Raw genomic sequence first — 25,985 nt, 5'->3', positions numbered from 1 at the left:
AGAGGAAATGAGCTCTCAATTAATGCTGGCGTTCTTGCTATTTTCAACATCAATTGCAATTACCCCTGGGGCAGGCAATATCGCATTACTTGGGATTTCAAGTCGTTATGGATTTGCTGCGACTTTACCTTTTATCTCTGGGAACGCTGTTGGCATCATCATCGTACTGGCGGGTTCTAGTGTCGGTTTGGTGAGCCTATTTACCCTTTACCCAGAGCTATACAGCATTTTGAAATACGCGGGTGCGGCTTATTTGCTGTTCATGGCGTGGTCGATTGTGAATATGCAAATCGAAGAAAGCACCACCGACAATCGTTCAGGCTTTGTGTCGGGTGTGTTGGTGCAGGTGTTAAATCCTAAAGGTTGGATAGCGTCATTAACCGTGTTTTCGCAGTTCATCACTCCGAATGCAGATTACTTGATTCAAGTCGTGACCATTATCGCGGGTATGGTGATTACCGGTGTACCGTGCATGTTGGTGTGGGCGTATTGCGGCACCATGCTTAAAAAGCTACTGCAATCACCAAAACAGATGATGTTTGTGAACCGTTGCTTGGGCGGAAGCCTCGCACTAGTGGTTGCCTTTATGCTTTATCAACCAGCATAAAAATTACAACGAAAAAAACCACTCCTAAATCCATAGGAGTGGTGTCTAAATATCGACAAAGTCGTTAACAATAATGGGTAAGTTAATAATAACTAATAAGTTAACAAGAACACTTAAGGAATTTTGTTTACAAGATTAAGCGGTTTCAGCCTCTTTAACTGGAGCTGGGTTGCGGATTAGGTGGTCAAATGCGCCTAGACTTGCTTTAGCACCTTCTCCCATCGCAATGATGATCTGTTTGTAAGGTACGGTTGTTACGTCACCTGCTGCAAATACACCTTTCATTGATGTTGCGCCATGAGCGTTAATCTCAATCTCACCGCGTGGTGAAAGCTCAACCTTCGAACCTTTCAACCATTCGCTGTTCGGCATTAGACCGATTTGAACGAAGATACCCGCGAGTTCAATTTGTTTCAGTTCATCCGTGTTACGGTCTTTGTATTCCAGACCGGTTACGCGGTTGCCATCACCCAACACTTGTGTCGTTTGAGCCATTTTGATGATTTCGATGTTTGGTGTTGCGTTCGCTTTATCAATAAGTACTTGGTCAGCGCGTAGCGTGTCTGCAAATTCAAGTACGGTTACGTGTTCCACAATGCCTGCTAGGTCAATAGCGGCTTCAATACCTGAGTTACCACCGCCGATAACGGCTGTTTTCTTGCCTTTGAACAGTGGGCCGTCACAGTGTGGGCAGTAAGCCACGCCTTTGTTGCGGTATTCTTGTTCACCCGGAACGTTCATTTCACGCCAGCGTGCACCTGTACTGGTGATAACAGAGCGAGCTCGTAGTGTTGCGCCACTCTCTAATTCAACATGGATGTAGCCGTCTTTTGTGTCTTCTGCAGCAATGATGTTTGCAGCGCGCTGCTCAGTCATTACTTCAACACCGTACTCTTTTACGTGCTCTTCTAAGCTAGCCACTAGCTTAGGACCTGTTGTTGCTTTCACTGAGATAAAGTTCTCAATTGCCATGGTATCCATTACCTGACCACCAAATCGGTCAGCAACCACACCTGTACGAATGCCTTTACGTGCTGCATAAATTGCTGCTGAAGAACCTGCAGGGCCACCACCCACAACTAACACGTCAAATGGTGCTTGTTGATTTAGGTTTGCTGCTTTCTTTTCCGCTGCACCTGAGTCTACTTTATTAAGGATCTCAGCCAGTGACATACGGCCTTGACCGAATAGTTCACCATTAATGAACACGCTTGGTACTGCCATGATATCGCGAGATTTCACTTCCTCTTGGAATGCTGCGCCATCAATCATGGTGGTCTTAATCAACGGGTTAATCGCTGACATCATGTTGAATGCCTGAACCACTTCTGGACAGTTTTGGCATGAGAGCGAGATAAAAATCTCTACATTAAGCTCTTGATCGAGTTCTTTAATTTGCTCGATTACGTCCGCTTCAAGCTTGATAGGGTGACCACCACTATGAAGCAGTGCTAGAACCAGTGACGTAAATTCGTGACCCATTGGCAAACCGGCAAAACCGATCGCGGTGCCTTTCTCTTGGTTCACGACCTGCATGATAGGGCTGCGAGTGCTTGCGCTGTCATCGCGAGTCACTTCAATTTTATCGGTTAAAGACGAGATGTCATTCGCCAGATCTTGAAGTTTGTTCGCGGTGTCGCTGCCATCCAGGCTAAGCACTAACTGAACATTGGTTTTTAGGTTTTCTAGGTATGCTTTTAGCTGCTGCTTCATTGCTTGATCTAACATAATCGTGCCTGCTCTTAAATTCTGTGTCTTGGTATTGACCAATACCTTCTTGCTGAAAAAGGAAAATAAAAAGGGGGCGCAAGTCGGCAAATATTGTGGTGTTGATGTTTTGAAAGGGTGGCGCGCGACTGCCCTTTAGGAGGGGGACCGAAGCGCGCCTGTAGAACCGTTTAGCTATTCTTGTTAGCTAGGCTTAGATTAAATCTTGCCTACTAGGTCTAGAGATGGAGCTAGAGTCTCTTCGCCTTCTTTCCATTTAGCTGGGCAAACTTCACCTGGGTTAGCGGCTACGTATTGTGCTGCTTTAACCTTGCGTAGTAGGTCTTCTGCGTCACGGCCGATGCCTTCAGCTGTGATTTCCATTGCTTGGATAACGCCTTCAGGGTCGATTAGGAACGTTGCACGGTCTGCAAGGCCTTGACCTTCACGCATAACGTTGAAGTTATTTGTGATGTTGCCAGTTTGGTCGCCTACCATGAAGTATTCGATAGTGCCGATTTTGTCAGAAGTATCGTGCCATGCTTTGTGAGAGAAGTGAGTGTCAGTTGATACTGAGTAAACTTCTACGCCGCGAGATTGAAGCTCTGCGTATTTGTCTTGTAGGTCAACTAGCTCAGTTGGACATACAAACGTGAAGTCTGCTGGGTAGAAGAAGAATACAGCCCACTTGCCTTTAACGTCTTGCTCAGTGATTTCTACGAATTCGCCGTTTTTGAATGCTGTTGCGTTGAATGGTTTGATTTCTGTGTTGATCATGATTTGACTCTCTTTCTAATTTATAGTGTTTAACGCTATCCCGCGTCGATGTAGATATATTGCATTGCCACCGAAAATTAGTGAAATCGGACATTTCTATAGATTCAATAGGCGAATCCTATCTTCGAAAGGAAAGGACTATCGGTAAAAGCTATCAACAAAAACGATTAACAAAAGCCATCAAACATCAGCAACCCCAATTTGAGTAGCTATGCTTTTTAGGTTGTTCTCTACATTGGGCTTATCTCTATTGGTGTGTGTATCTATGTATCTATGTGTCTATGTAGGTAGGGTTCGGTATGGTTTCTTTGCGTGAGTTGAGTTGTTATATCAAACTGTAAATAACAAAAAATTATCATTAATATAAATTATGATAATTTCAGTTAATTAACGCATGTACCTATACTCTCTCCATCGAAACCAGTCTTCGAAACGCACAGAATTAAAAACGAATTTGGAGCAAGTTATGAAAATGAATCACGTAGGCATCATGGTTGGCGACATGGACAAAGCAGTCGAATTTTACACTAAGGCTCTGGGTCTAAGAATCGTAATGAACAACACTAAGGTTTTGGAAGAGCGCGAATCAGCAATCGGCCGTATGTGTATCGCAGTATTTGGCGAAGGCTTCAAAGGCTTCAACATTGCACACCTAGTCACATCTGATGGCATCGGTGTTGAGCTGTTCGAAATGAAAGATCGTCAAGAGCGTCACGAAGTAGACTTCTCTCGTCTAGGTATCTTCCACTTCTGTCTGCAACTTCCAAAAGAGCAGTTTCATTCAGCTATTAAGCGCGTTGAAGAGTTTGGCGGTAAGGTTCGTATGGACATCATGCGTTACCACCCAGAAGACGAACTAAAACAAGCGCAAATGGTTTATCTAGAAGACCCGTTTGGCAACCTATTCGAATTCTACTCGCACACATACGAAGACACGTACGCGACTGATTACGAGTAATAGCGTTACTGCCTTCCATAGGTAGAAAAACCGAAACACCCCCTAAAGAGGATTGGTAGCGATACCAATCCTTTTTTGTGTCTGTAGGGCTAAATTTGGGAACATCGGATAAACTATCGGTTGCACTAAAACAAGCCGACATTGTTGCTCTATAGTGCACGTTGGACTGATTGAAAACTTAACTGATTGATAAGTATGATGTTAAACCATTGGCATATATGTTGCTCTATTGCCTTTATGTAAATTGTATACAATAAAAAATACATAAAGGAAGTCACATGGAACAGAACAGTGAATTGATCTACGGATTAGACGATCGACCATCAGTTAAAGCAGCCAGTTACGCGGCGCTGCAGCATGTATTAGCCAGCTTTGTTGGCATTATCACACCAACGCTCATTATTGGCGGTGTTTTAGGGTTGGGTGAACACATCCCTTATTTGATCAGCATGGCACTGATGGTGTCTGGGGTCGGCACTTTTATACAAGCTAGGAAAATAGGGCCAGTTGGCGCAGGGATGATCTGTGTCCAAGGGACCAGCTTTGCGTTCTTAGGTTCTGTGTTAGGTGCGGGTTTTCTTGTTAAATCAAATGGAGGTGGGCCGGATGAAATGCTCGCCACCATTTTTGGTGTCTGCTTCTTTGGTGCATTTGTCGAAATCGTCCTATCGCGCTTTATCGAAAAACTCAAAGTAGTGATCACGCCCGTTGTTACTGGCATCGTTATCACGACGATTGGTGTCTCTTTGATTAAAGTCGGCGTCACTGATATCGCTGGTGGTGTTGGCGCAGAAGATTTTGGTTCTGGAAGCAATTTGATGTTGGGTGCGATTGTGCTCGGAACCATAGTGGCACTTAACCTAAGCAACAACACCATGGTAAGGCTGTCGTCGATTTTAGTCGGATTGGTTGTAGGGTGGGGCGTTGCTATTCTGATGGGCAAAGCGCCAATGGTTTCTTTTGCATCTCAACCGCTATTGAGTATCCCAGTCCCATTTAAATATGGCTTCGCTTTTGATTGGCAAGCCTTCCTCCCTATTGCTTTTATCTACTTGATTACTGTTATTGAAACGACGGGTGACCTTACCGCCAATAGCATGTTCTCAGGCCAACCAGTTAAGGGTCCAAAATACATCAATCGACTCAAGGCGGGCGTGCTAGGTGACGGTGTGAACTCGCTCATCGCAGCGGTATTCAATACTTTTCCGAACACGACTTTCAGCCAGAACAATGGCGTGATCCATTTTACTGGGATTGCGAGTCGTTACATTGGCTACTTCATTGCGGCAATTCTGTTTCTATTAGGTCTATTTCCCATCTTAGGTGCGGTATTAATGACGATTCCAAAGCCAGTATTAGGCGGAGCGACATTGGTGATGTTTGGTACGGTTGCTGCGGCGGGCATCAAGATTATCGCTAGTGAGAAGCTGGATCGTCGCAGAATCATGACGATTGCCATCTCATTAGGTTTAGGGCTGGGGGTAATGCTGGTACCGGATTTATTGAAAGAAGCCCCCACGCTAGTGCAAAGCATATTTGGCTCGCCAGTCACGATGTCGGGTGTTGCTGCTCTTGTTATTACCGGGTTGATGTCTTTGGTGCCTGAAACTAAAGCCAAATCGATGACGAATTCGGTACAAACCAGTAAAGCGTAACTTATACAGCCGAGAAGAAGCGTAGGTGACTGATTACGGACAATTGCGCTTAAGGCAGAAAAACGAATTACCCCTAAAGAGGATTGGTAGAGATACCAATCCGCTTTTGTATTTGGATGTTTGGCTGAGTGACTTATCTACATGAAGCGATTAAGAAATATACAGATTTAAGACGTTGTTAAAGTTGACGTTTTGACGATAAAACCTTTCATGAATATGACGGAAGAAAGTGTCGTTCATGAAAACATTCCGTCATCATACCGAATGGTAGCCTTGGCTGAGCAGTGACTATACTCAGCATTATATTGCTAACCAACAACAACGAAAATAGAGAAACATGCAGAGATTAGCGCACACAAATTACATGAAAAAATTACATATTATCTTTACCGCTCTTATCCTTATGATATTAGCCGGATGCACCTCAACGTCGGCTGTCGGCAGTTCTAAAACAAAGGAATATGCCAAGTCACATGCTCTTGCTGGTAAAGCTTCTTGGTATGGCGATAAATTCCATGGAAGGCTCACAGCAAGTGGTGAGACGTATAATATGAATGCGACTACTGCGGCTCATAAAACCTTGCCATTCGGGACTATCGTGAGAGTGACCAATACAAACAATAACAAGTCTGTTGATGTGAAAATTAATGATCGAGGCCCTTATGTAAAAGGCCGAGTGATCGACCTGTCGCACAAGGCATTTGCAAAAATCGGCAACGTTAAACAAGGCACCGTGCCTGTTAAAATCGAGATTGTTGATGATAGTAATACCTTTCGATACAAACACTAGAATCCCCTCCTAACCTCCCCTTGGTTTACATCTCCGATCCCTTACCAGTAGTGGGAAAGGGGAGGAACAGAACCTCGATATCGGTGAATCAATAGCTCATTTATGCTTACTCAATAAGGCTGCTTTGTAGCCTTATTTGTGCCTTTCGATAATCCATTTTTAATAAGATTATCTTATTTCTAATATGTGGGTTGATGATGTTATGAGGTAAATAAATCAGTATCTTAGCTTTCTTATTATTAGGGTTCATTGAAATTCATTGTGAAATAATGAAAAGCTGAACTAATCCAAAATTGGTTGTGGCGGGCGTGTAATAGAAAGGGGGAGGTACAATTGATGGGAGAAGAAGACTCTCAAAGAGAGGGAAATTACATTTCGTTACTCACTGAAGTAAATCTGAAATATTAGTGACACGGTTCTGAAATTTTTGGTGTTTAGCTTATGGGCTTCTATATCGCATTCAAATAAGGAAATACCCGTGAAGCTAACCCCTGTCGTTGCAGCCCTAATTATGTCTTTTAGCTCAGCAAGCTATGCTTTCAGTCTTCAACAATCTGCCAATGAAAACAGTGAAGATCTCGTATGGACAGGGCACCTAAGCCCAGACAGCGACACGGTAATGTCTGCGATGCTCGCGGCTCATATCTATGGCGGTACAGCGACAGTACCAGAGCCTATCAATCCAGAATCCACCTTCATTTTGAACTACTGCAATGCTGAATCGCCACGCCTAGAGACAGATTACTCTTCATACCGCGTGGGGCTGGTGGATTTCAATCAGGTCACTCAGCTAGCGCCAACTATCGACCAAGCATCTATTGTTGCTGTGGTTGATCATCACGCGATTGGTGGCTCACCGATTAATACACCACAAATTGTCGAGATGGATATTCGAGGCTGGGGATCGGCTGCCACTATTCTTGCTGACAACGCTGAAAAGCTGGATGTGACCCTACCTAAGCATCTTGCTTGTGTCGGCTTAGGCGCAATCCTTTCTGACACTGTGGTATTCCAATCATCAACCACGACTGAGCATGATCGTGAATATGCTGAAAAACTGGCAAAAGTTGCAGGTATTTCAGATATCGAAGATTTCGGCCAACAGATGCTGATTGCTAAGTCGGATCTCAGTCATCTTTCTTCTGAAACCATTCTGACGCTGGATTACAAAAACTTTAAATACGGTGGCAAACAGGTGGGTATCGGTGTGGCTGAAACGCTAACGGCTCAGCAATTGATTGACCGCAAAGATGAGCTTTTGGCGGCTATGAAAGCCTACAAAGAAGAGAACGGGCTAGACTATCTGTTCTTCTCCATCACAGACACCAAGAACAAAAAAGCAAACTTACTTTGGGTGGATGAAAGTGACTACCAAGTCATCAAATCTGCTTTCAATGCTGAACCAACAAGCGATATGTTGACGCTAGAAGGCGTCACTTCGCGTAAGCGTCAGATTGGCCCTGCGGTTCAAAAGGCAATTGAGAGTTTGTAGAGAGTAAGAGCCGTTACTTTATAAATAAGTAGTGAAGGGATTGGTAGAGATACCAATCCCTTTTTGTTTTTGGGTGTGCTGAATTAGATTTGGATAAAATTGAGTTACGTTTTTTCTAATTTGACAAAGTTTATGGATAACCCGGATCTAACATAGCCCTTTATGACACGAACCCCCAAGGACATTCACGACCAAGCACGTGAAGAGTTGGAGTTGGACTTAGAGTGGTCTTAAACAAGTAACCAATGCTAGTCGCGGATTTCCATTATCGGTAAGTTAGTATTCATAGCTTGAACTAATAATACAGTGTTTTATTGTTTATATTAAATCCCAGACAGAATGACTAACAGGACAATGAAATGACCTCAATCAAAACCATTGGTTTAACAGCTATCGCACTTGCACTTATGACAATTACTGGCTGTACCAGCTTAAAGGTAAAGGCTGCGAACGCCTTCGTGTCTGACCCAATTATCACACACGCAGACCACGACCAACTTACCGAAGCCAGTTCGAAAATCGATGGTATCCGTTATACATCAATGACGACGACGATCATCACGACCAAAGCAGCCAAGCGCACAAATGGAGTTGCTCGCGTAGACATCGAGGCTGATGGAATCGAAGAGGTGCAATCAAAATGGCATGGTAAAGATCAGGTTTGTCAGATGTACCACGATCGCATGAACAATCCAGAAACTGAGGGCCTGTCAGACATCGTCGGCAATGGATTGGCGTTGAACTACCAGATCGCTATTCGTGGTGTTGATGGTCAGTCCTATACTTGTTCTGGGCATGTAGATCCACAATAACAAAAAAATAACACTGCGCTTTACTGGGTCTATTTCAAAATTTGGAAACGAATTTTTTTATCGCTGTTTGGTGAGCAATGTGCCTGTTTTTCACATTAGCTAGTTGTATTACTCGTGCCATACCTAATGAAACGTTTGAGGCACTTTCGAGAAAGGAAGTGCCAAAGGTAAAAATTCATCCTACGAAGCATTTGGACAGAAATGAGCTTCGGAGAACCAAGTATTAGCAAATCACGAATTAGCATAAGTATGGAAAGTCACTAAGCTCACTGTCCAGTATTGTTTTTACACAAATCTGACATTGATGAATGCCATAAGCTATCGATATAAATATCAATATATTGTATTATTATATCCGTATTTATACTTATTAGGATTTTCTATGTTGATTCACGAATTTTCGAATAAGGACGTTACCGCTGAGCATGTAATTTTAGCTCAAGCAATACTAGCAGGGACTGCTCAAGGTGATAAAAGTAAAGCACAGCGCTTTATGATTTTTGTAAATGAGATTCCAGATGCGCCGACTGTGCAAAACCTGATTCCACGCTTTAGTCAATTTATGAAGCGCTTTAAAGCCAGCTGACATTCAGAATACGTTACACAGGGATGTGTAATTAAGATCACCAACTCCCCCCTAACCACTACCTACTTTTAAACTCTATCTGACCCTATGCTCGCTCTATATCTAGCCATTGTTGTCGGAGGACAATAGAGTTTGATCAATTTTAAAAACGTTTCTGGACATAAACGTTTCAGCGTCTTCGCTAAATTAAGAAATTATGGATAACTACAAGTATCGAAAGTTGCTTAGCTTGGTATTCAGCATTAATAGTGCCGAGCAAAAGAAAGTAGTAAAGTAGTGAGACAAAAGAATTTGATTGAAAAAATGGTCACTAAATGCAAAAAATGGATAGCCCTAGGGCGCGAGCATACTTTGATTGATTTATAACCCAAAGAAGACTCGAGCCCGATAATCATCGTTCCAACCAGCTTTCTTCAACTTCACTTTTTGGCTTGGCGCACCACAATCACATTACTTCAGCATGTTCATCACAAAGCGTCTAAACAGCGCTATATCTTCTACTGCACCATCTAACGTTATCCGTGAGCTATCATCTTTAAAAACAACATCTAAAACGTAATGCTGGTTGTTTTCAATACGCCAATGCTGACGAATATGTTAGTAGGGGCTTGAAGCTACTAAAAAACCTTCGGTCTATCTATCGCAGACATACCAATTATCAGGATAATCCCAGATAGTGCTCTCCTTAAAACCTGATGCTGTCCATCCATCGCCGCCCAAGTGGGCAACATGGACTTTGATTTTTTTATCGGTGAAATCCTCGACAAACCCTGTATATTTTCCTTGATAGCTATACTTCGCGTTTTGGCAAATTCTTAGACCACGAGTTGAAAGCATTTGAATTCTATCTGCTTCTTTGCGCTGTTGTTCACGCAACGCTTGTTGCTTTTTCGCAATTTTTTGGGCTTCGAGAGCAGTTTGACGTTGCTTTTCAGCCGTCTCAATTTCAGCAGCAGTTTCAAAGCCATTATTTTTTGCGAGAGCAATCCACTTACTATCGTTTGTGTCTGTATCGTTTATGGGGGCAATAACCTCTGCATAAGAAGAAGTGCCAGTTGAGCACTGCATGTTACTTTGGGCTATATGCATTTTAAAGAGAGGGGTGTCCGAATTGGATTTTACGCACCATTGACCACGTAGTTCACCACCTTTGTTTTGACACAGATCCTTTAAGTCATCTTTAAGGCTGTAAAAGGCCGCTTCTGATACTGCACACCATGACTTTCGATATTTACGGAAATTATTTCCATCATCTCGACCGCCAACGAAAGCTAATGGGTTAAGTAAACCTTTTTCAGAAGCTGCTTGGTACTGTTCAACATAATCAATAGGGTCAGTAACGGAAGCATCAGGCATAGAAGCAAACTGATTTACACAGCCTGTGAGTGCAAGAGGCAAGGTTGTAAGAAGAAGTAATTTGTTCACTATGCATTCCTTGATATGAACGATTAAAATACTTGTAACATAACATGTTGTTTAATACTAAATCTATGAAGTAAATAGAAAAATAAAAATGTTAAACTTTTCTTGTTAACAATATTAAACAGCTTTGGTTCCTTCCTTACTGCTCTTCGGAGGAGCTGACTACATTCAGCCACTGCTATTAGAAAATGTTGGTCATTATGAATTTGTTTATTTTACGAAGAGCATATGCTCTAACAAGAAAAGGGGCAAATCCGTGTTAGCCCAACCTCCCTCGGTAATCACACCAACCTCAAATTCCCTCCTAATCTCCCCTTAATCCGTATTTTCGACCCATTATGATTTCGTGGAAAGGGGAGGAACTGAATGCTGATGGCGACATGCGCATTTTCACATTCAGCGCCAAAGAAGATTCTCCCCCTCGGTCGTCAATCTAGAGAGGGGGATAAACTCAACTTGAGGGGGAGTTAGAGGGGGAGGGTGTTTCAAAATCGACGAATACACGGCAGCCTATCAGCTATTGAAAGCACTGCGATTGAGCCTGATATGAATGGAACGCACATACGTTCCAATTGAAAGGTTTAGCGTTCTAAAACTCACAACGTATAAGCGTTATTCGATTCCAGCCACTCTTTTACCGCTCGGTTAAAAGTGACTAACTTCTGCGGTGTTACTCTTCTTTGAGCATAGATAAGGCTTAGCTTTTGGGCTTTAATCGACCATTCTGGGAACACGTGAATAAGCTCACTTTTTTTGAGCTGCTCTTCAACTTGATAGAACGGCAAGCTGGCGACACCTATCCCTTGCATCGCTAACTCCAAAATTGAACTGTAGGTATTCGAGCTAACGCTTCCGGTTACTTCAACATGGTAGGTTTGTTCGCCATTGATCAACTCCAGCTGATTCCAACGTTCATTTTGACTGTTAAGAATGAAGCTGCATTTATGGATGTCTTTGGTGGTAATGAGTGGGTTAGTCGATGCGTAACCTGCACTGCAAACGAGAACATTGCGGATGTGCCCGAGATCGTTGGCAATCACATCATTAGGGAGTTCATCGTAGGCTCGGAAAGCAATGTCAAAGTCTCCAGACTCTATCTTCTTTTTCATCGGCCCAAAGTCGAGAATCAAATCCACTTTTGGGTACTCTTGCTTGAAAGTAGGGATGATATGACGACAAAGCGCACGCCCAAACTCTATCGGTGCGGTAATTTTTAAATCGCCTGCCACTTCCTGCGTCATGTCTAAGACACGCATTTCCGCTTCGATTGCTAATAGTTGAATTTGCTTCGCTTTCGAATACAACTCTTCACCCACTTCTGTGAGGCTGATAGAACGAGTCGTTCTGTGAAACAGCTTAGAATTCAATGTTTCTTCGAGTCGTTGTACATGCCGAGACACCAAACCTTTCGACACATCCAATACTTCAGCGGCCTTGGTGAAGCTTTGCTCTTCGGCGACAGTCAAGAAGGTCTGCATATAAATCAAATTCATCATTAACACCATTTAGTAAACAGTGAAGTCATTTTGTACTGTTTTTCTCACTCTTTCAAGAAACTAAGATTCAAAACGTAAACAGAAAGGAGAAGAACAATGAACAAATTACTACTTATTAGCGCTGCAATGGCTGCCTCTATGAATGTTTCAGCTGCCTCTGTTGTAGAAAGCAACCCAACACTAGTTGGAGACTCATTCGGCTTTGTTGAAGGCCCAACATGGGATGTGAAACATCAACGTTTCTTGTTTAGCGATATTCCAAATAACACAACCTATTCTTACGATCTTAACGGCAAGTTGAGCGTTTTTGATGACAATTCAGGCTATGCCAATGGTCTCGATATTGATGCGAAAGGCAACCTTTGGGCAGCCCGCCATGATAGAAAGCTGTCGTACCGTGAGGGCAACGGAGAGAAAGTGATTGTCGCTGCAACGTATAACGGCAAACTGCTTAATAGTCCGAACGATTTAACCGTTAACAGTGATGGCAGCGTGTGGTTTACCGATCCTCCGTTTGGTATCCAAGGTTACGGCCCAGCAAAGGCAGAACCAGAGCAACCGGTTAATGGCGTTTATCGTTATTTAGATGGTGATCTAAAGTTGATCACCGGAGAGTTCAAGCTGCCAAACGGCATCGCTTTTTCTTCTGATGAATCTTCTTTATACGTTGCCGACACATCTGATGGCTGGGTATACCGATTTGATGTTGATGGAGAGTCACTCAGCAATAAGACTCAGTTTGCTCAAGTGAAGGCGGAGTCTGGCTCTGAACCTATGGTTGATGGTGTCGCTGTTGATGCCGATGACAACCTATTTGTTGCAGCGCACGGTGGCGTGGGTGTGTTCGATAAAGACGGTAAGCAGATAGACTTCATTGCTATTGATGCGGGCCATATCAGCAACCTAGAAATTGGCGGGAAACAGCAAGACTTACTGATGGTAACGGCATACAACAAAGTGTTGGTGTTCAAGCTTAAGTAACACCTTATACAAACGAAAATAAAAAAGGGACGGGTAGAAATACCGGTCCCTTTTCTCATTTGAATAGGTCGAAAGTGGGTTAGCTCGATGCGCTTTAATGATGCTGCCGACGATTAAGGCTTAGGCTGATTGGCCTCTATATCTAGCGCCGTTTGATTTGACCTGCTGAAGTACTTTTTCCATTTTATTGGCATCATAGGAATGACGATCAGGCTGATGCCGACAAGGGTCAACATGTCTGGAATCTCGTCAAACCACATCACGCCAAATAGGGTCACAAACACCAACCCCGAATATTCTGCGAGAGCTATTTGGTTTGCTGGCGCTTTTTTATAAGCCACCACCACAAGGGCATGGTATCCCAGAACGAATAGGTTGATTGCCATAATCCACCCAACATGACGCCATTCAATCGCCGCCCATGCAGGCAGAGCAAGAGCCAACGCCAGAGGCAGGGTCATTACACTGGTCCAAAATAGCGTCGAGATAATGTGTTGTTCTGCGTGAAGACGTTTAATCAAAATATTGCCGACACCCATAGCGAGCGCACTGCCTAAGCCTGCAATAGCGGCCCAGTGAAATTGCTCTGGACGCAAAACGATTAGCACACCCACGAAACCAATCAATGTCGCGACCACTTTTGATGATGTCGGCTTCTCTTTCAGTAAAACAATAGAAAGCGGGAGCATAAGAATGGGCCCAACATAGAACATCGCATTTGCGGTCGCCAAGGTGAGGTGTGTGATGGCAATCATTGCGCAGCCACTCCCCACTAGGATGAATTGAGCCCGCAAGAAGTTGATGCGACAACCACCTTGCATGCGCGTCTCTTTGGGTAGCTTTAGCCAAAAAGGAAGCAGCAACATCACGCTCAATAGCTGGCGGATAAACACATATTGGAACGTGGGCACTTCACCGTTCAGCACTTTGAGTGAGACGTCTGAAAAGGAGGCGAGCAGGTTGGCGAATACTAAGAGCAAAATCGCGTGGTTGGTGGCTTTGGTCATACAGAAACAGCACTACATATTTGTCATACAATTATGGGCGCACATAATACATGAGAATCGAAAATATGTAAGAACAAAAACCAAGTAAGAACAATGTCGTTCGATGCTTAGTGATATGGGGGCGAGATCTGCTATTACGACCTGAGCTCAGTAGGTGAGTGCCCAGTCCAATTCGGTATTTATCGAATAATCGAATGAATATGCAACAATATCAGCGCATTGGAGATCATCGCTGCTTGAACCTACTTGGCAGAGAGACACTGTCGGGTAGGATCTCGCAGCTCAATAATGGTATTGCCTGTGTCTTTTCGTTTGAAAGCAGAGTCATTAACTTGAGCATTGCTGAAGTCAGTGCGAAACAAGTCGGCACGCAGTAAATCGACGTTGAGCATTTGGGCGTAACTCATGTTGGCGTTACGTAGGTCAGCATCGCGGAAGCTCGTATTGTTGAGGTTCGCGTGGCTGAAATTGGCATAGGTGATGTCAGCCTCATTCATGTTCGCACCCGATAAATCGGCGCCACTAAAATCAGTACGTATCAGGTTGGCGCAACGAAGGTCAACATCTTGAAGCGCTAGATTACTTAGATCGGTATTACCTAATTGTGCTCGTTCGCCGCCTTGGTTTTCCAACCACAATTTATGCTGATCTAAAATAGAATCGAGTTGTTGTCAGAGTTTGTTGGTCGAAAGCGAGATCAGTTTTAGGCGATTCAAAGAAAAGCAAACAACCAAGTTAGTCATCTCGGTTATTTGCTTTAGATTTGTTGCTTTTATGGTGAATGGACGAGCGCTTTTCGAGGTTAAAGCGTGTTTTTGTACACCTTGCCGTCTTTCATGATCAGTTTTTGTGTCTCTGTGTTCGCCACACATGCAACACTTTCCAGTGGGTTGCCATCGATGATCAATAGGTCGGCATACGCGCCTTCAACGATCTGACCTAACTTGCCTTCTTGGTATGGGTGTTGGTAGGTCGACATTTCGAACAAGCGACCACAGTTTGATGTCGCCATGCGAAGCGCGGTGATGGTATCGAATACTTGCTCAATCGCACCAAGTTCATTCAATTGTGTCGCGTGAACGTTGGTTTCACCTACACAGTCAGTGCCAAAAGCGATGTTCTGGATGTCGTATTTCTTAATCAGTTCTGCTGACTTGAACATCGCTTTGCCTACGCGTTCTGTCTTGCGGTATGTCTCTTCATTTGGCAGCGGGATCTTACGCTCTGCAATCAATGAAGAGGTAAAGTAAGAAGGAATCACCCAAATGCCTTTCTCTTTAATGATTTCGGCAATGTCGTCGTCCATGATGGTCGCGTGTTCGAAAGACATCACGCCCGCTTCAGCTGCTCGGCGCATCGCATCAGAGGTGTGGATGTGCGCAGCGACATAAGTGCCGTAATCTGAAGCGGCCTCAACTGCGGCTTTCATCTCGTCTGATGTAAATTGCAATGTGTCTAGCGGGTCGAAGGTTGAAGATGCGCCACCGCCAGCCATGATCTTGATTTGTGATGCGCCCATGAATAGCTGTTCACGCACCGCTTTCAATACTTCTGAACGCCCATCGGCCACTTTCATTGAGCCTTGCTTCATCATTGGTGAGTCTTCATGGCCGTTTGCTAAACGCTCTTGTGCTTGGTTTTGACGGTAATCGGAGTGACCACAGGTTTGTGAGATAGCCGCCATTGAAGGAAGAATGCGTGGGCCAGTCGCATAGCCCTTGTCGATACTGTTTTTAAGGCCAAGCGTATTGCCCGCCACGTCGCGAATGGTAGTAAAGCCGCGCATTAACATCTCTTCTGAAATCTTTGCTGAGCGAATCGCCACTTCTTCACGAGTCATCGTATCAATGACATTAAAAGAGGCAGAGAGCGTGATATGAACGTGCGCATCAATCAGGCCTGGAATGACTGTGCCACCTTGAGCATCAATGATTTCATCCGCTAACGTTGCATCAACCTCGCCAATTTGAGTAATCAAGTTGTCTTCAATAAGAAGTGATACGTTCTCGATTAGGTTGTTATCAACACCGTTAAATACGTTCGCGTTAGTGATTAGCTTTTTCATAGTCTGCACCTTTTGGAAATGAGTGTGTGTCGCTGATGGGGTCATCATATGGGGCGCAGCATTTGAAGAATGGCCATTTGGTGACAAGCAATGACGAGACTTATCTTTTGGTGCTTTTCAATATTTCTAAGTTTTTCCTACTCGAACGTTAAATTGACAATATCTTATAAAATGTTAAATCGGTGTCAGTATTTAGGGGCTCTGACATTGGTCTGAAATTTAAGTTCGTTCTATGAGGCAACATCCTTACATCAAGAAAAATATATGGTTAAGAATTAACTCATGAAAAAACAAAATATCTCGGCAGTCGCCCTTCTAGCACTGATTATTACGGGTTGTGGTGGAGAGAGTTCATCAGGAGGTGACAGCACAACGTCTAATAACGCTAATGTTCCAAGTAATCCAAGTAATCCAAGTAATCCAAGTAATACCGGCTCATCATCTACCTCTCAGCAGCCTGACATTAAAGCTCTTAGCAACAATATGATTTTTGCGATCGAAGGTTTTATCGAAGAAACGGATCCAATCAGAAATTTCTCATCTATTACCGTCAAAAATGAGCTGCCTGCGTTCAAGAGTGGAGATACTCAGGAGGTTGATGTGACTATCGCTGTACCAACAATCGTTATCGATAATGGCAGCAACTTTGTTAACGATTGGCACTGTTACGAAACCACAGGATTAAGCGCGCAAAGGAAGGATCATCAGTTACTTGTGGACGGTACAATTTCTGAATATCGATACGATATGCAAAGTAACTCTTGTTCTAGTGAGCTCTTGGGATCGTATGTGTTTAACGATGCGGTGTTCGACAGTTCGTTGGAATTTAAAACCGTTGGCAGCGTAGTTTCCAAAGATGGGAGCGGGATAGAGTCTAATTTACCTACTTACGATTTTATCGCTCAAGCTTATGGAGAGCAGTCAAAAGAGCGGTTTGGTGATTCGTGGGAATTATTACAGCGCGACAAAATTAACGCAGCAGCTAAGGAGGTTGGGGCCTCGATCTTTGAGTTGAACACTTCATCTGGAAAGATCGATTTGGATCTAGGTCAGCTTAATAGCGACACTCTCATCGATTTCGCTTCACTAGATACAAATCAATTATTGAATGGTGCGATTTGGGGGATGCCCGGTCAAGGCGTTGCCGATGAAAAATGGTGCCGAATTGTGAATATTCCAGAAGATCTAAGTCAGAACAGTATCAAGTACCAATCTGTTATCTCGACAAATTGTGCGAGGTCGACACAACGTTATTGTGATGCCTTTGGTTCATCGTTTTCGAGTGGTAACTACCCACCAGCAGCTCCTATCGCTTGGGACAATAATACGGCGAGTAATGCCCAGTTGAACTCAGATGAGCAGTACCGAAGAGATGCTCAAGGTCACTTTGTTGTGAACAGTTCTGGTCAGAATGCGTTTGTCCTCTCATCCAATTCGGTTGTGATTCCTATTTTCGGTTACACCAGTCCACGAAGTGATGGGCAAATTAACAATGCCGGTCTTAATAGTTGGGCTGGTCACGAAGGTCACTGCCAAAACGTGATGAATAGCCGACACACAAAGATGGGGATTGGATACAAAGCCAGTAAGTCAGATGCATCGAAGATGTCTTATTGGACGCAAGATTTCAATTAACACACTCATTGCTTAAATAAAGGTCATCCATTTAGCGTCGCTATTCTTTCTTTAGTTGGTAGTGGCAGGTTACTTGGTAGTAGCAGATCACTCGAGAGTGCCATTTTACTTTACAGTGATACGTGGGCGATCAGGATTATTGAAGGTGGAGGGGCGAAGACACTATGACGATTCATTTGTGTTGTGAATGATTTTGAGTAGTGTCATGAAATGGTAAGTTTTGCTTCGATTCGAACGCTAAGATGTATTTCAAATCAAGGCTACTTATCAAATTAGAGAGAGACAGAATGATTAAATCAGACAAAGTTTACGGGTTCAACACACCACAACGTCTATTCGTAGGTTACACGTTAGCCGTGCTGGTGGACTTGGTCGTACTTAACTTCTTCGATGAGTACTGGGACTTCGTCAACATTGAGTCTTTCACTATCTCTTTGATTGCGGCGTTGTTGTTGAAGCTCTCTATTGGTTTAGAGCACAAGATTGCCGAGCACTTCAAAAGCAAGCCGGGCACCGCGCCTAAGGTTTACCGAGCAATCACCACTTATATCATCTTGGTGGGCTCAAAATTCGTGATGCTAGAAGCGATTAACCTTCTGTTCGGAGATAAGGTGAGTTTTACAGGCCCTTGGGGCGGTGTTGTCGCGTTCTTCGCGGTGGTATTTACGATTCTGGTTGCTGAAGTGATTGTATCGAAGATCTACTTTGCTCTGGATGACAAACAAGATTCAAATGTGAAAGCGCTTAAAGAGACCAACGCGTAACACAACATAAAATACCTATGTGAATAACAGACGAGCCAGCTGAATAAGCTGGCTCGTTTTCGTTTGAGTTGCGATAACCAATTCGATACGCTAATTGGCTTTATTTTTCGTAAACCACATCCCCGCGTAACACCGTCATCAACACCTGAGTCTTAGCGATTTGTCTTGCTGACACTGTGGTGATGTCGCGTTCGAGAATGGCGAAGTCAGCGGATTTCCCCACCTCAATAGAACCTGTTACGTCTTCAATTCCAAGACTTTTGGCGGCATTGAGTGTGTAAGCATCAATCGCGGTATAAATATCAGTTAGGCCGGTTTTGCCCATGATTAAGCTGTTCGCGATGCCGACCAAAGGGTTGATGTCGTGTACGTTCCAATCACTGCTTAAGGTGATATTCGCGTCGGTCTTGAGTATTGCGTCTAAGTTCATCATAGCTTTAGCTCGGCGAGCACCAAGGAAAGCTTCGGCCCATTGGTGTTGATGCCTTGCAACGTAATCAGAGCCGACTTGGAAATCTGCGGTTACGTCTAATTGGCGAAAGCGTGGCACATCTTCATCATTGATTAATTCGACATGGGTTAGGGTGTAGGGTTTGGTTGAGCCTTGTTTGCGAATACTTTCTATTGCATCAAGAGATTCACGAACCGCGCCATCACCAATGGCATGAATGTGGGCGCTAAACCCTATTTTTTCGAGCGCAGTTAGCCACTCTTTCATTTGTTCTGGCGGAATATAGTTCAAGCCATTAGGAGACAGGGGTAGATAGGTATCTAAGTAGGGTGCGAGCGTTTTGGCGGTGCCATTGATAAAGATGCCGTCGCTGTACATTTTCACCTGATCGACAAGTAACAGACGGCTTTTATCGTCGGAATACATCTTCTCAAAGACTTCTAATTGAGAAGGTATCGCCATCGATGGATACACCCAAGGGCGCAGCGACACACGCGCCGTTAAGTCTTGATTTTGCTCGGCCTCTAACCAAACGTCATACCAACCTCGTTTCCAATACATGCGACCGTCACCAATGGTGGTGATGCCGTGGGCTGCTGCTTCCTCAAGCCCGAACATTAACCCTTGGTAGCTTTGCTCAAACAGTTCGCTTTGGCTGTTCCACGCCATCTCCATCACTTGATCGCCAGCATTGTCTAGCAAGATGCCATTGAGCTTGCTGCTATCAGGATCTTTTAAATAAGCGCCACCTTGTGGATCCGGAGATTGTTGGCTGATTCGGGCGATTTTTAGTGCTTTGGAGTTGACCCACATTGAGTGTGATGTCTGCTCCATGATCACCACAGGGCGATCCGGGAAGATACTGTCGATGATCTCTAGTGGCGTGTAGTCAGAGTCGCTATCGAGCGTCGCTTCTAAAGAAAAACCATAACCCATTAGCCAACCTCTGCCATCGGTATCAGCATTGATCTTACACGCTTCTAAGTAGGGGATTTGCTCTTCTAATGTTGCTTCAGAGTCGAGTTCACAATTGCCACCCAGCTCTGAGGCGGCTTCAAACACATGGTTATGGTTGTCAATGAACCCCGGCAAGACAAAGGCATTGTCTAGATCAATGACATCAGTGCTTTGCCCTTGAAAAGTTTGCGCCTGTGATTGGTTACCGATAAAGATGATCTTGCCTTTGTGGGTAACGATCGAGTCTGACTCGCGATGCCCATATATATCTGCATTGGTAAAAATTTGGTCAGCACTTTGGCTTTTAACAGTTGTTTGCGCTTGAACGGCTGTTTGTGTTTGAACAATAGTGTTGGCTTGTGCAAGCACCGGCGCTACGGCCGATAAGCTTGCGAGTAATGCTATCCATGCAGTGCGTGACAGAGTGAGCTTGTTATTCATTATTATGTCTTCCATGTTCCACTGTTTAGTAAGTATAGAAAGCGAGTGGCCAGAATCATATCGTGAATTTTTAATAATAAAGTGTCCTTGGTTGCTCTCTTGTTTGAATGTAATTCCAGTGCCTTTTGAGGTGGTTGTGGGAATACAGCTCGTCAATAAAGGATTGCGAATCCATTCGCAGACTAAACAATTCACATAAGGTTCTGAATAAATTACAGTTAAGTGAGCTATAAAAATGGATTTAACGTATTACCAAGGATGTAAGTTTATGTTTTCAAGAGACTTACTCGCATTACTAATAAAAACAAGTCGAGGTTAGGATGAAAAAAATATTATTGCTGCTTAGCGTGATCTTATTGGGTGGTTGTGTTGGCATGCCCGAAACGGTAAAGCCTGTTCAACAGTTTGAGTTGGAACGATACCTAGGGAAATGGTACGAAGTGGCTCGTTTGGATCACTCGTTTGAGCGTGGCTTAGACAACATCAGCGCTGAATACAGCCTTCGTGATGATGGCGGCGTGAAGGTGATTAACCGTGGTTATTCGGCGGAAGAAGGTGAGTGGAACGAAGCGGAAGGAAAAGCGTACTTCGTTGAGGGCTCTGAACAAGGCTATTTGAAAGTGTCTTTCTTTGGCCCTTTCTACGGCGCTTATGTGGTGTTTGAATTGGACAAAGAGGGATACCAGTACGCGTTTGTTTCTGGCCCTGACACCGATTACTTATGGCTGCTTTCAAGAACACCAGAAGTTGCGCCAGAGGTGATGGAGAAGTTCAAAAGCATGTCTAAAGAGCGTGGCTTCAACACTGACAAGTTGATTTTTGTAGAGCACACAAAATAACGATTTCTGGCTTCTATTTGTCTTTACCTAACTTTACGTATTTACCCTATAAAACGTAATGATATTAGGCGAAAATAGCATCAAGTTTAGAGACATAAAGTGGTCATTATGAGTAATTCGTTATCGAAAAAGACTGTTGTTTTCCATTGGCTTACCGGTATTTTGTTCCTTGTCGTGTTTGTGATTGGACTTCAATTTGAAGGTATGCCGCGAGGCCCCGAAAAAGGTGAGTTGATGGGGCTACACAAATCGTTGGGTTTGATTGTTTTAGTTGTCGCACTTTCACGCTTGGTATTGCGTTTTAAAGAGGGCGCAATTGAGAGTGTTGCCGTATTGACGAGAGCACAAGAAATCGCAGCGAAAAGTGTTCACCACTTCTTATTGTTGGTGACGTTGGCGATGCCAATTTCTGGTGCTGTGATGAGTGTTGCTGGTGGGCGTGCATTAGACGTGTTCGGTTTCGAGCTTATCGCTGCTGGTGAAAAAGCCGAATGGTTACAGTCTGCGGCTTCTTTTGTTCATGTCAATTCAGTGAACCTGATTATGGTGGCACTTGCTCTGCATGTATTAGGCGCATTGAAGCATCAGTTTGTCGATAAAGATGGCACGCTAAGTCGTATGCTTGGTCGCTCATAGCCTGACGTTAAAGTTAACGATTTAATACGAAAACACTCGGCATATACCGAGTGTTTTTTTGTTTGTGCTATCTGAACTCATTGGTTAAGCTTGCTTGCGAACCTGCAACACGCTCAGTATTGATAGAAACAGGAAGAACGCAGGATCACTCCAGCCAAAGCCAACAAAGATTCCTGTAAACGCCGCATACAATGTGATGATAGCGCCGAGCATATTCGTAACCACCAAACCTTGGATGAGCTTTTTAGCTGACACGCCAGGTTCAATGTCTCTAAGCAACCAGCTTATCGCTGCGATACCACCCAAAAAGATACTGGTGTGTTGAGAGAGAAAGTAAGCGTACTTATCATTAATTTCCACGCCGTACATGGGCCACATTACCGTTGGGATAAAAAACAGTGCGATGGCAAACCCTGCGTAAATAATGCCGTGTAGGCTAAGAAAAGTTTTGTTGTTCATTACGTATCTCTCTATTTATTACTTAGCGACTTAGCGACTTAGCGACTTAGCGACTTAGCTATTCAGTATCTTTGTTGTCATTCAGCGAATGAACAAGTTTGATTAACCGTTGATTGGGCCTTTATTAATGGTAGTTAATGGCTGATTGACGTCAAAAATCACCCCACGTACTTCGTCGACACCCATCTCTTTTAAGCGAGCGCTATGCATCGCTAGGTAAGTCTCTGCACTGAGTTGGTCTTCAAAAAGGTAGACACCACCGCCCAGTTTTTCAGCTTCGTTCTCTGTCCAGATTTTCCAGATCATGCCCGGTTCGTTGTTAATAGACTTTGCTAGGTCAACGAGTGCGTTTGACATCTCTTCACCAAATGGGCCGCTAAATTCAAAATCGACTTGTAATAATTTCATGGTTATTTCTCCAAACAGTTACTTGGTATTGCGCTGAGACTCATGGTCATTTCGCAAAACGTAGGGGGCTTGATTGCCTGTTGGAATAGATATTACCTGTAAAAAACAGACAGAAAAGTTCATAATATAGTTATTAACTGTCAGGATTTTAGACCAATGAGATTGAAAACCACCCTCGACCAATGGCAAACCCTTTACGAGATTGACCGCGCAGGCAGCATTCAGGCGGCGGCAGTGCAATTGAACAAGAGCCACACCACGCTGATTTATGCGCTGAGAAAATTGGAGGACCAATTAGGCGTGACTTTAGTGCAGGTTGAAGGTCGTAGGGCGGTATTGTCGGAGGATGGGAAATCACTGTTGCGCCGTGCAAGCAGTATGTTGGAACAAGCTCGCGAGCTAGAGTTGATCAGTGAACAGCTAGCGAAAGGTGTTGAGTCTGAAATTGTGGTTGCTGTTGATCACTTGTGCTGCCTTGAACGCCTTTATCAACCAATGGCTACATTTTTGACGGAGAACAACACCACATCGATACAAGTGATTGAAACGTCTCTGTCTAAAACAACGGAAATGGTGACTCAAGAACTGGCTGATGTGGCTATCATCAACTTGCCTATTACTAATTACTCAGCCGAAGCCTTTGGTTTTACGATGATGGAGCCAGTAGTTGCTAGCTCACATCCGTTAGCAAGTGCCGTTTCAGTGTCGTTGAATCAACTGTCGTCTTTGCCGCAAATTGTGGTGCGAGATTTAGGTACACGATCTAATCAAGGCACTAAAAGCCAAGGGAACAAACAGGATGTGGGTTGGTTGAAGTCGAGTCAGCGCATTACGGTGGATAATTTCGATCATGCGTTTGGCGCGGTAGAGCAGGGAGTCGGTTATTGTCGACTACCAAAGCACATTGTTGAAAGTCGAGGTAGCGACAAGCTCACTGTGTTGAATGTCGAAAATGGCAGTGGGTATCACGTTCCGCTGCACCTGACTTTACCAAAAGGAGCCAAGACAGGCCCTGCTGCTAAACGTTTCTATGAGTTACTTCTTGAGTCAGCTTCAAATGCGAGCTAACGGTTAAATATTCTAAGATTAACGAGGCTGGTTGCCGTTCAAGAATAGCGCGACACATTCGCGAGTGTAGTGAAGCCTTTCTTCTTCGGATTCTCCGCTATCGTGTCCGAAGAATCCCCAATACGCCGATTTGCCGTGAAACATCAGCAACAGTTGGCGTGCTGCAATGACTGGCGAGCTTGATGTCGACAGTGTGAGATCACCAGAGTCTATTTTCGACTGCAAATAATCAGCAAGTAACTTGGTGGTTTTCTGAGGCCCAGTTTCTAAATAGATAGAGGCGATCTCTGGATGCGTATTCGCTTGGCTAATGGCATTTTGAAAGGTTTGTCTAGATTGTTCATCAAGTAATAAATCCTGAAACTTCACACCAAATTTCACCAACTCATCACCCACCGCAGCATCCATATCAAAGGCAGCAGGACTGAGTTCTCGCTCCGCACACTTGGTTTGCATGCAGGTTTCGAAAAGTTCGTCTTTGTTTTTAAAGTGAGAATAGACCGTTTGCTTAGAAACGTTCGCTGCTTTGGCTATCTGATCCATATTGATCTTGAAGCCATGTTCAGAGAAAAGTTGGCTGGCTGCGGTTAAGATCTGCGATCTCTTCTGTTCACTCTTGATGATTTTAGTCACGTGCTTGCTTCTCGTTACCTAGTTTGTCTCGTTGCGTAGCGCCTGTTGGTGCTCAGTTCTATGTGTCTCGTTTTACGCTAAGCATTATGCTTTTTGTGATGGTTTTATCAATCATTAACGATGAAACTTATTTTTAACACAATCAAACTAGACAGTCTAGTTTGATTTGGTTAGTCTAAAAAAAGAACATAATTGAGTACCGCATAGGAACAGTACGTATGTATAAATTGATGAAGGGAAGCGCAGTGGCAGTGGCGTTGTCGGCTTTTCTTGTTGGATGTGGCGAAAAGGAACAAGCCCAAGAGTCGGTTGATTCAACCTCTGAAACGGCATCGAGCGTCCAAACTATTTTAACCGTGGAAACGATGGCCTTGGCGCTGTCTTCCTCTTATGCAGTACAACGCGAATATGTCGGTGTGGTTAAGGCGGGTCAACAGGCCAATTTAGGTTTCGAGTTGGCCGGAAAAGTAAACGAGATTCTGGTGGATGTCGGTGACACAGTCACAACGGGTCAGCCGTTGATCAGACTGGATACCCAACTTTTGGAAACCGAGTCTAGCCAACTGAAAGCGCAGGCTGAAGAAGTCAAAGCTCAATTGAGTTTGGTGGCAGCGAACCTTAAACGTCAACGTTCATTGAAAGCGAAAGGCTTCAGTGCCGAAGCGGAGATTGATTCTCTCACCAGTGAGCAACGCGTATTGCAGGCGAACTTGTTGCGCATCGATGCATCGGTAAAAGGCAATGAACTGAAATTGGTGAAGTCGACAGTGCTTGCGCCTTATTCTGGAACCATCGCGACGCGCTTTGTTTCGCTCGGAGATGTGGTGAATGTGGGTAATCCAACTCTTACACTGCTCGCTTCTGAGGGCAAAGAGGCCTTCATCGGTATTCCTGCTCACCAAATGCAAAAAGTCACCTCACTTTCTTCGCCTAACATCCGAGTTGGGAGAACAGATTATGCCGTGGAGCTATTGAATCCCGGCGCAATGGTCGACACCCAATCTCGCAGTGTCGGTTTGCGTTACCTATTCCCTGAACAATCATCGGTATTGGAAGGGCAACTTGCCTACCTTAAATTTGATGAGCAGATTGATGACTCAGGTTACTGGGTGCCATTAACGGGTTTGATTGATGGATTGCGCGGTGTGTGGAACATCTTTGTGATTGGTGAAGACAATAAGGTTGAACGTAGAAGTGTTCAGGTGTTGTTTGCCAACAATCAACAAGCGTATGTGAGTGGGGCGATTGAAGACGGTGAACAGGTCATCGCCAGTGGTTTACATCGTTTAGTTCCCGGACAAACCGTGAAGCCAGCAAGCATTACTGCTGAATAGGAAAT

At 44.1% G+C, this 25,985-nt stretch carries 25 protein-coding genes and 1 pseudogene; 14 read left to right on the top strand and 12 right to left on the bottom strand.

Going from position 1 to position 25,985, the window contains the following annotated elements; all coding sequences use genetic code 11:
- Window positions 1–7: 7 nt before the first annotated feature.
- The gene (locus AB4185_RS10745) at window positions 8–607 is read left to right on the top strand and encodes a LysE family translocator (protein ID WP_372135441.1); all 600 of its coding nucleotides are present in this window, start codon (window positions 8–10) and stop codon (window positions 605–607) included.
- Between the two features lie 135 nt (window positions 608–742).
- Here AB4185_RS10745 and ahpF read toward each other — a convergent pair whose 3' ends face one another.
- The gene (ahpF, locus tag AB4185_RS10740; protein WP_372135440.1) at window positions 743–2,335 is read right to left on the bottom strand and encodes an alkyl hydroperoxide reductase subunit F; all 1,593 of its coding nucleotides are present in this window, start codon (window positions 2,333–2,335) and stop codon (window positions 743–745) included.
- A gap of 198 nt (window positions 2,336–2,533) precedes the next feature.
- Entirely contained in the window at window positions 2,534–3,091 is a 558-nt protein-coding gene (ahpC, locus tag AB4185_RS10735; protein ID WP_016798107.1) for an alkyl hydroperoxide reductase subunit C, read from the bottom strand.
- 466 nt (window positions 3,092–3,557) lie between these two features.
- Between ahpC and AB4185_RS10730 the strand changes: the two genes are divergently transcribed.
- The 6 genes from AB4185_RS10730 (at window position 3,558) to AB4185_RS10705 (ending at window position 9,384) form a co-directional block, all read left to right on the top strand.
- Complete coding sequence (locus AB4185_RS10730; protein WP_017065982.1) at window positions 3,558–4,049, top strand: VOC family protein; 492 nt, start codon at window positions 3,558–3,560, stop codon at window positions 4,047–4,049.
- A gap of 278 nt (window positions 4,050–4,327) precedes the next feature.
- On the top strand, window positions 4,328–5,704 hold the full coding sequence (locus tag AB4185_RS10725) for a uracil-xanthine permease family protein (protein ID WP_065584902.1): 1,377 nt from the start codon (window positions 4,328–4,330) through the stop codon (window positions 5,702–5,704).
- A gap of 337 nt (window positions 5,705–6,041) precedes the next feature.
- Window positions 6,042–6,494 (top strand): septal ring lytic transglycosylase RlpA family protein, encoded by a 453-nt coding sequence (locus tag AB4185_RS10720; protein ID WP_372135439.1) that lies wholly within the window; start codon window positions 6,042–6,044, stop codon window positions 6,492–6,494.
- Between the two features lie 478 nt (window positions 6,495–6,972).
- Window positions 6,973–7,986, top strand: a complete 1,014-nt coding sequence (locus tag AB4185_RS10715) for a manganese-dependent inorganic pyrophosphatase (RefSeq protein ID WP_372135438.1) — start codon at window positions 6,973–6,975, stop codon at window positions 7,984–7,986.
- Between the two features lie 359 nt (window positions 7,987–8,345).
- A complete protein-coding gene (locus AB4185_RS10710) occupies window positions 8,346–8,798 on the top strand; it encodes a hypothetical protein (RefSeq protein WP_193840716.1) in 453 nt (150 codons plus the stop codon).
- Between the two features lie 382 nt (window positions 8,799–9,180).
- Complete coding sequence (locus tag AB4185_RS10705) at window positions 9,181–9,384, top strand: hypothetical protein (RefSeq protein WP_004736343.1); 204 nt, start codon at window positions 9,181–9,183, stop codon at window positions 9,382–9,384.
- Between the two features lie 360 nt (window positions 9,385–9,744).
- On the opposite strand, the pseudogene AB4185_RS10700 reads toward AB4185_RS10705, so the two are convergent.
- From AB4185_RS10700 to AB4185_RS10690, 3 genes and pseudogenes are all read right to left on the bottom strand, one after another.
- Window positions 9,745–9,981, bottom strand: a pseudogene (locus AB4185_RS10700) (transposase); the annotation flags it as partial.
- 36 nt (window positions 9,982–10,017) lie between these two features.
- Window positions 10,018–10,809, bottom strand: coding sequence for a hypothetical protein (locus AB4185_RS10695; RefSeq protein WP_372135437.1), 792 nt, complete (start codon window positions 10,807–10,809; stop codon window positions 10,018–10,020).
- Window positions 10,810–11,402: 593 nt separating this feature from the next.
- Entirely contained in the window at window positions 11,403–12,299 is an 897-nt protein-coding gene (locus tag AB4185_RS10690; protein WP_102429128.1) for a LysR family transcriptional regulator, read from the bottom strand.
- Between the two features lie 99 nt (window positions 12,300–12,398).
- On the opposite strand from AB4185_RS10690, the gene AB4185_RS10685 reads away from it, so the two are divergent.
- Window positions 12,399–13,283: an SMP-30/gluconolactonase/LRE family protein gene (locus AB4185_RS10685; RefSeq protein WP_372135436.1), complete on the top strand. Its 885-nt coding sequence runs from the start codon at window positions 12,399–12,401 to the stop codon at window positions 13,281–13,283.
- Window positions 13,284–13,396: 113 nt separating this feature from the next.
- Here the strand turns inward: AB4185_RS10685 and AB4185_RS10680 are convergent, their stop codons facing one another.
- The 3 genes from AB4185_RS10680 to AB4185_RS10670 form a co-directional block, all read right to left on the bottom strand.
- Entirely contained in the window at window positions 13,397–14,290 is an 894-nt protein-coding gene (locus tag AB4185_RS10680) for a DMT family transporter (protein WP_065607690.1), read from the bottom strand.
- 242 nt (window positions 14,291–14,532) lie between these two features.
- Complete coding sequence (locus AB4185_RS10675; RefSeq protein WP_017060189.1) at window positions 14,533–14,928, bottom strand: pentapeptide repeat-containing protein; 396 nt, start codon at window positions 14,926–14,928, stop codon at window positions 14,533–14,535.
- A gap of 164 nt (window positions 14,929–15,092) precedes the next feature.
- Entirely contained in the window at window positions 15,093–16,355 is a 1,263-nt protein-coding gene (locus AB4185_RS10670; RefSeq protein ID WP_371724677.1) for an amidohydrolase family protein, read from the bottom strand.
- A 282-nt stretch (window positions 16,356–16,637) separates the two neighbouring features.
- Here AB4185_RS10670 and AB4185_RS10665 point away from each other — a divergent pair, with 282 nt between their 5' ends.
- Window positions 16,638–17,990: a CAP domain-containing protein gene (locus tag AB4185_RS10665; protein WP_372135435.1), complete on the top strand. Its 1,353-nt coding sequence runs from the start codon at window positions 16,638–16,640 to the stop codon at window positions 17,988–17,990.
- Window positions 17,991–18,277: 287 nt separating this feature from the next.
- A complete protein-coding gene (locus AB4185_RS10660) occupies window positions 18,278–18,754 on the top strand; it encodes a hypothetical protein (protein WP_065584369.1) in 477 nt (158 codons plus the stop codon).
- Window positions 18,755–18,854: 100 nt separating this feature from the next.
- Here AB4185_RS10660 and AB4185_RS10655 read toward each other — a convergent pair whose 3' ends face one another.
- Entirely contained in the window at window positions 18,855–20,603 is a 1,749-nt protein-coding gene (locus AB4185_RS10655; protein ID WP_372135434.1) for an amidohydrolase, read from the bottom strand.
- Window positions 20,604–20,923: 320 nt separating this feature from the next.
- Between AB4185_RS10655 and AB4185_RS10650 the strand changes: the two genes are divergently transcribed.
- Window positions 20,924–21,442 carry a lipocalin family protein gene (locus AB4185_RS10650; RefSeq protein ID WP_229648058.1) on the top strand — a complete coding sequence of 173 codons (519 nt, stop codon included), beginning with the start codon at window positions 20,924–20,926 and terminating at the stop codon, window positions 21,440–21,442.
- Window positions 21,443–21,550: 108 nt separating this feature from the next.
- Complete coding sequence (locus tag AB4185_RS10645; protein ID WP_372135433.1) at window positions 21,551–22,078, top strand: cytochrome b; 528 nt, start codon at window positions 21,551–21,553, stop codon at window positions 22,076–22,078.
- An 84-nt stretch (window positions 22,079–22,162) separates the two neighbouring features.
- Here AB4185_RS10645 and AB4185_RS10640 read toward each other — a convergent pair whose 3' ends face one another.
- Together AB4185_RS10640 and AB4185_RS10635 are read right to left on the bottom strand one after the other, a co-directional pair.
- On the bottom strand, window positions 22,163–22,537 hold the full coding sequence (locus AB4185_RS10640) for a hypothetical protein (protein WP_372058585.1): 375 nt from the start codon (window positions 22,535–22,537) through the stop codon (window positions 22,163–22,165).
- Window positions 22,538–22,639: 102 nt separating this feature from the next.
- The gene (locus AB4185_RS10635) at window positions 22,640–22,945 is read right to left on the bottom strand and encodes a monooxygenase (protein ID WP_108086737.1); all 306 of its coding nucleotides are present in this window, start codon (window positions 22,943–22,945) and stop codon (window positions 22,640–22,642) included.
- Between the two features lie 156 nt (window positions 22,946–23,101).
- On the opposite strand from AB4185_RS10635, the gene AB4185_RS10630 reads away from it, so the two are divergent.
- Window positions 23,102–24,013, top strand: coding sequence for a LysR family transcriptional regulator (locus AB4185_RS10630; RefSeq protein WP_372099793.1), 912 nt, complete (start codon window positions 23,102–23,104; stop codon window positions 24,011–24,013).
- 18 nt (window positions 24,014–24,031) lie between these two features.
- On the opposite strand, the gene AB4185_RS10625 is transcribed toward AB4185_RS10630, so the two are convergent.
- Window positions 24,032–24,646, bottom strand: coding sequence for a TetR/AcrR family transcriptional regulator (locus tag AB4185_RS10625; RefSeq protein WP_004736309.1), 615 nt, complete (start codon window positions 24,644–24,646; stop codon window positions 24,032–24,034).
- Window positions 24,647–24,864: 218 nt separating this feature from the next.
- On the opposite strand from AB4185_RS10625, the gene AB4185_RS10620 reads away from it, so the two are divergent.
- Window positions 24,865–25,980 (top strand): efflux RND transporter periplasmic adaptor subunit, encoded by a 1,116-nt coding sequence (locus AB4185_RS10620; protein ID WP_372135432.1) that lies wholly within the window; start codon window positions 24,865–24,867, stop codon window positions 25,978–25,980.
- Window positions 25,981–25,985: the final 5 nt, after the last annotated feature.

The organism is Vibrio sp. 10N.286.48.F5 (genome assembly GCF_041469785.1).
Taxonomy (GTDB): domain Bacteria; phylum Pseudomonadota; class Gammaproteobacteria; order Enterobacterales; family Vibrionaceae; genus Vibrio; species Vibrio crassostreae_C.
Note: the sequence above shows the minus strand (reverse complement) of the source record. Positions and strands in the feature narration are given on the sequence as shown.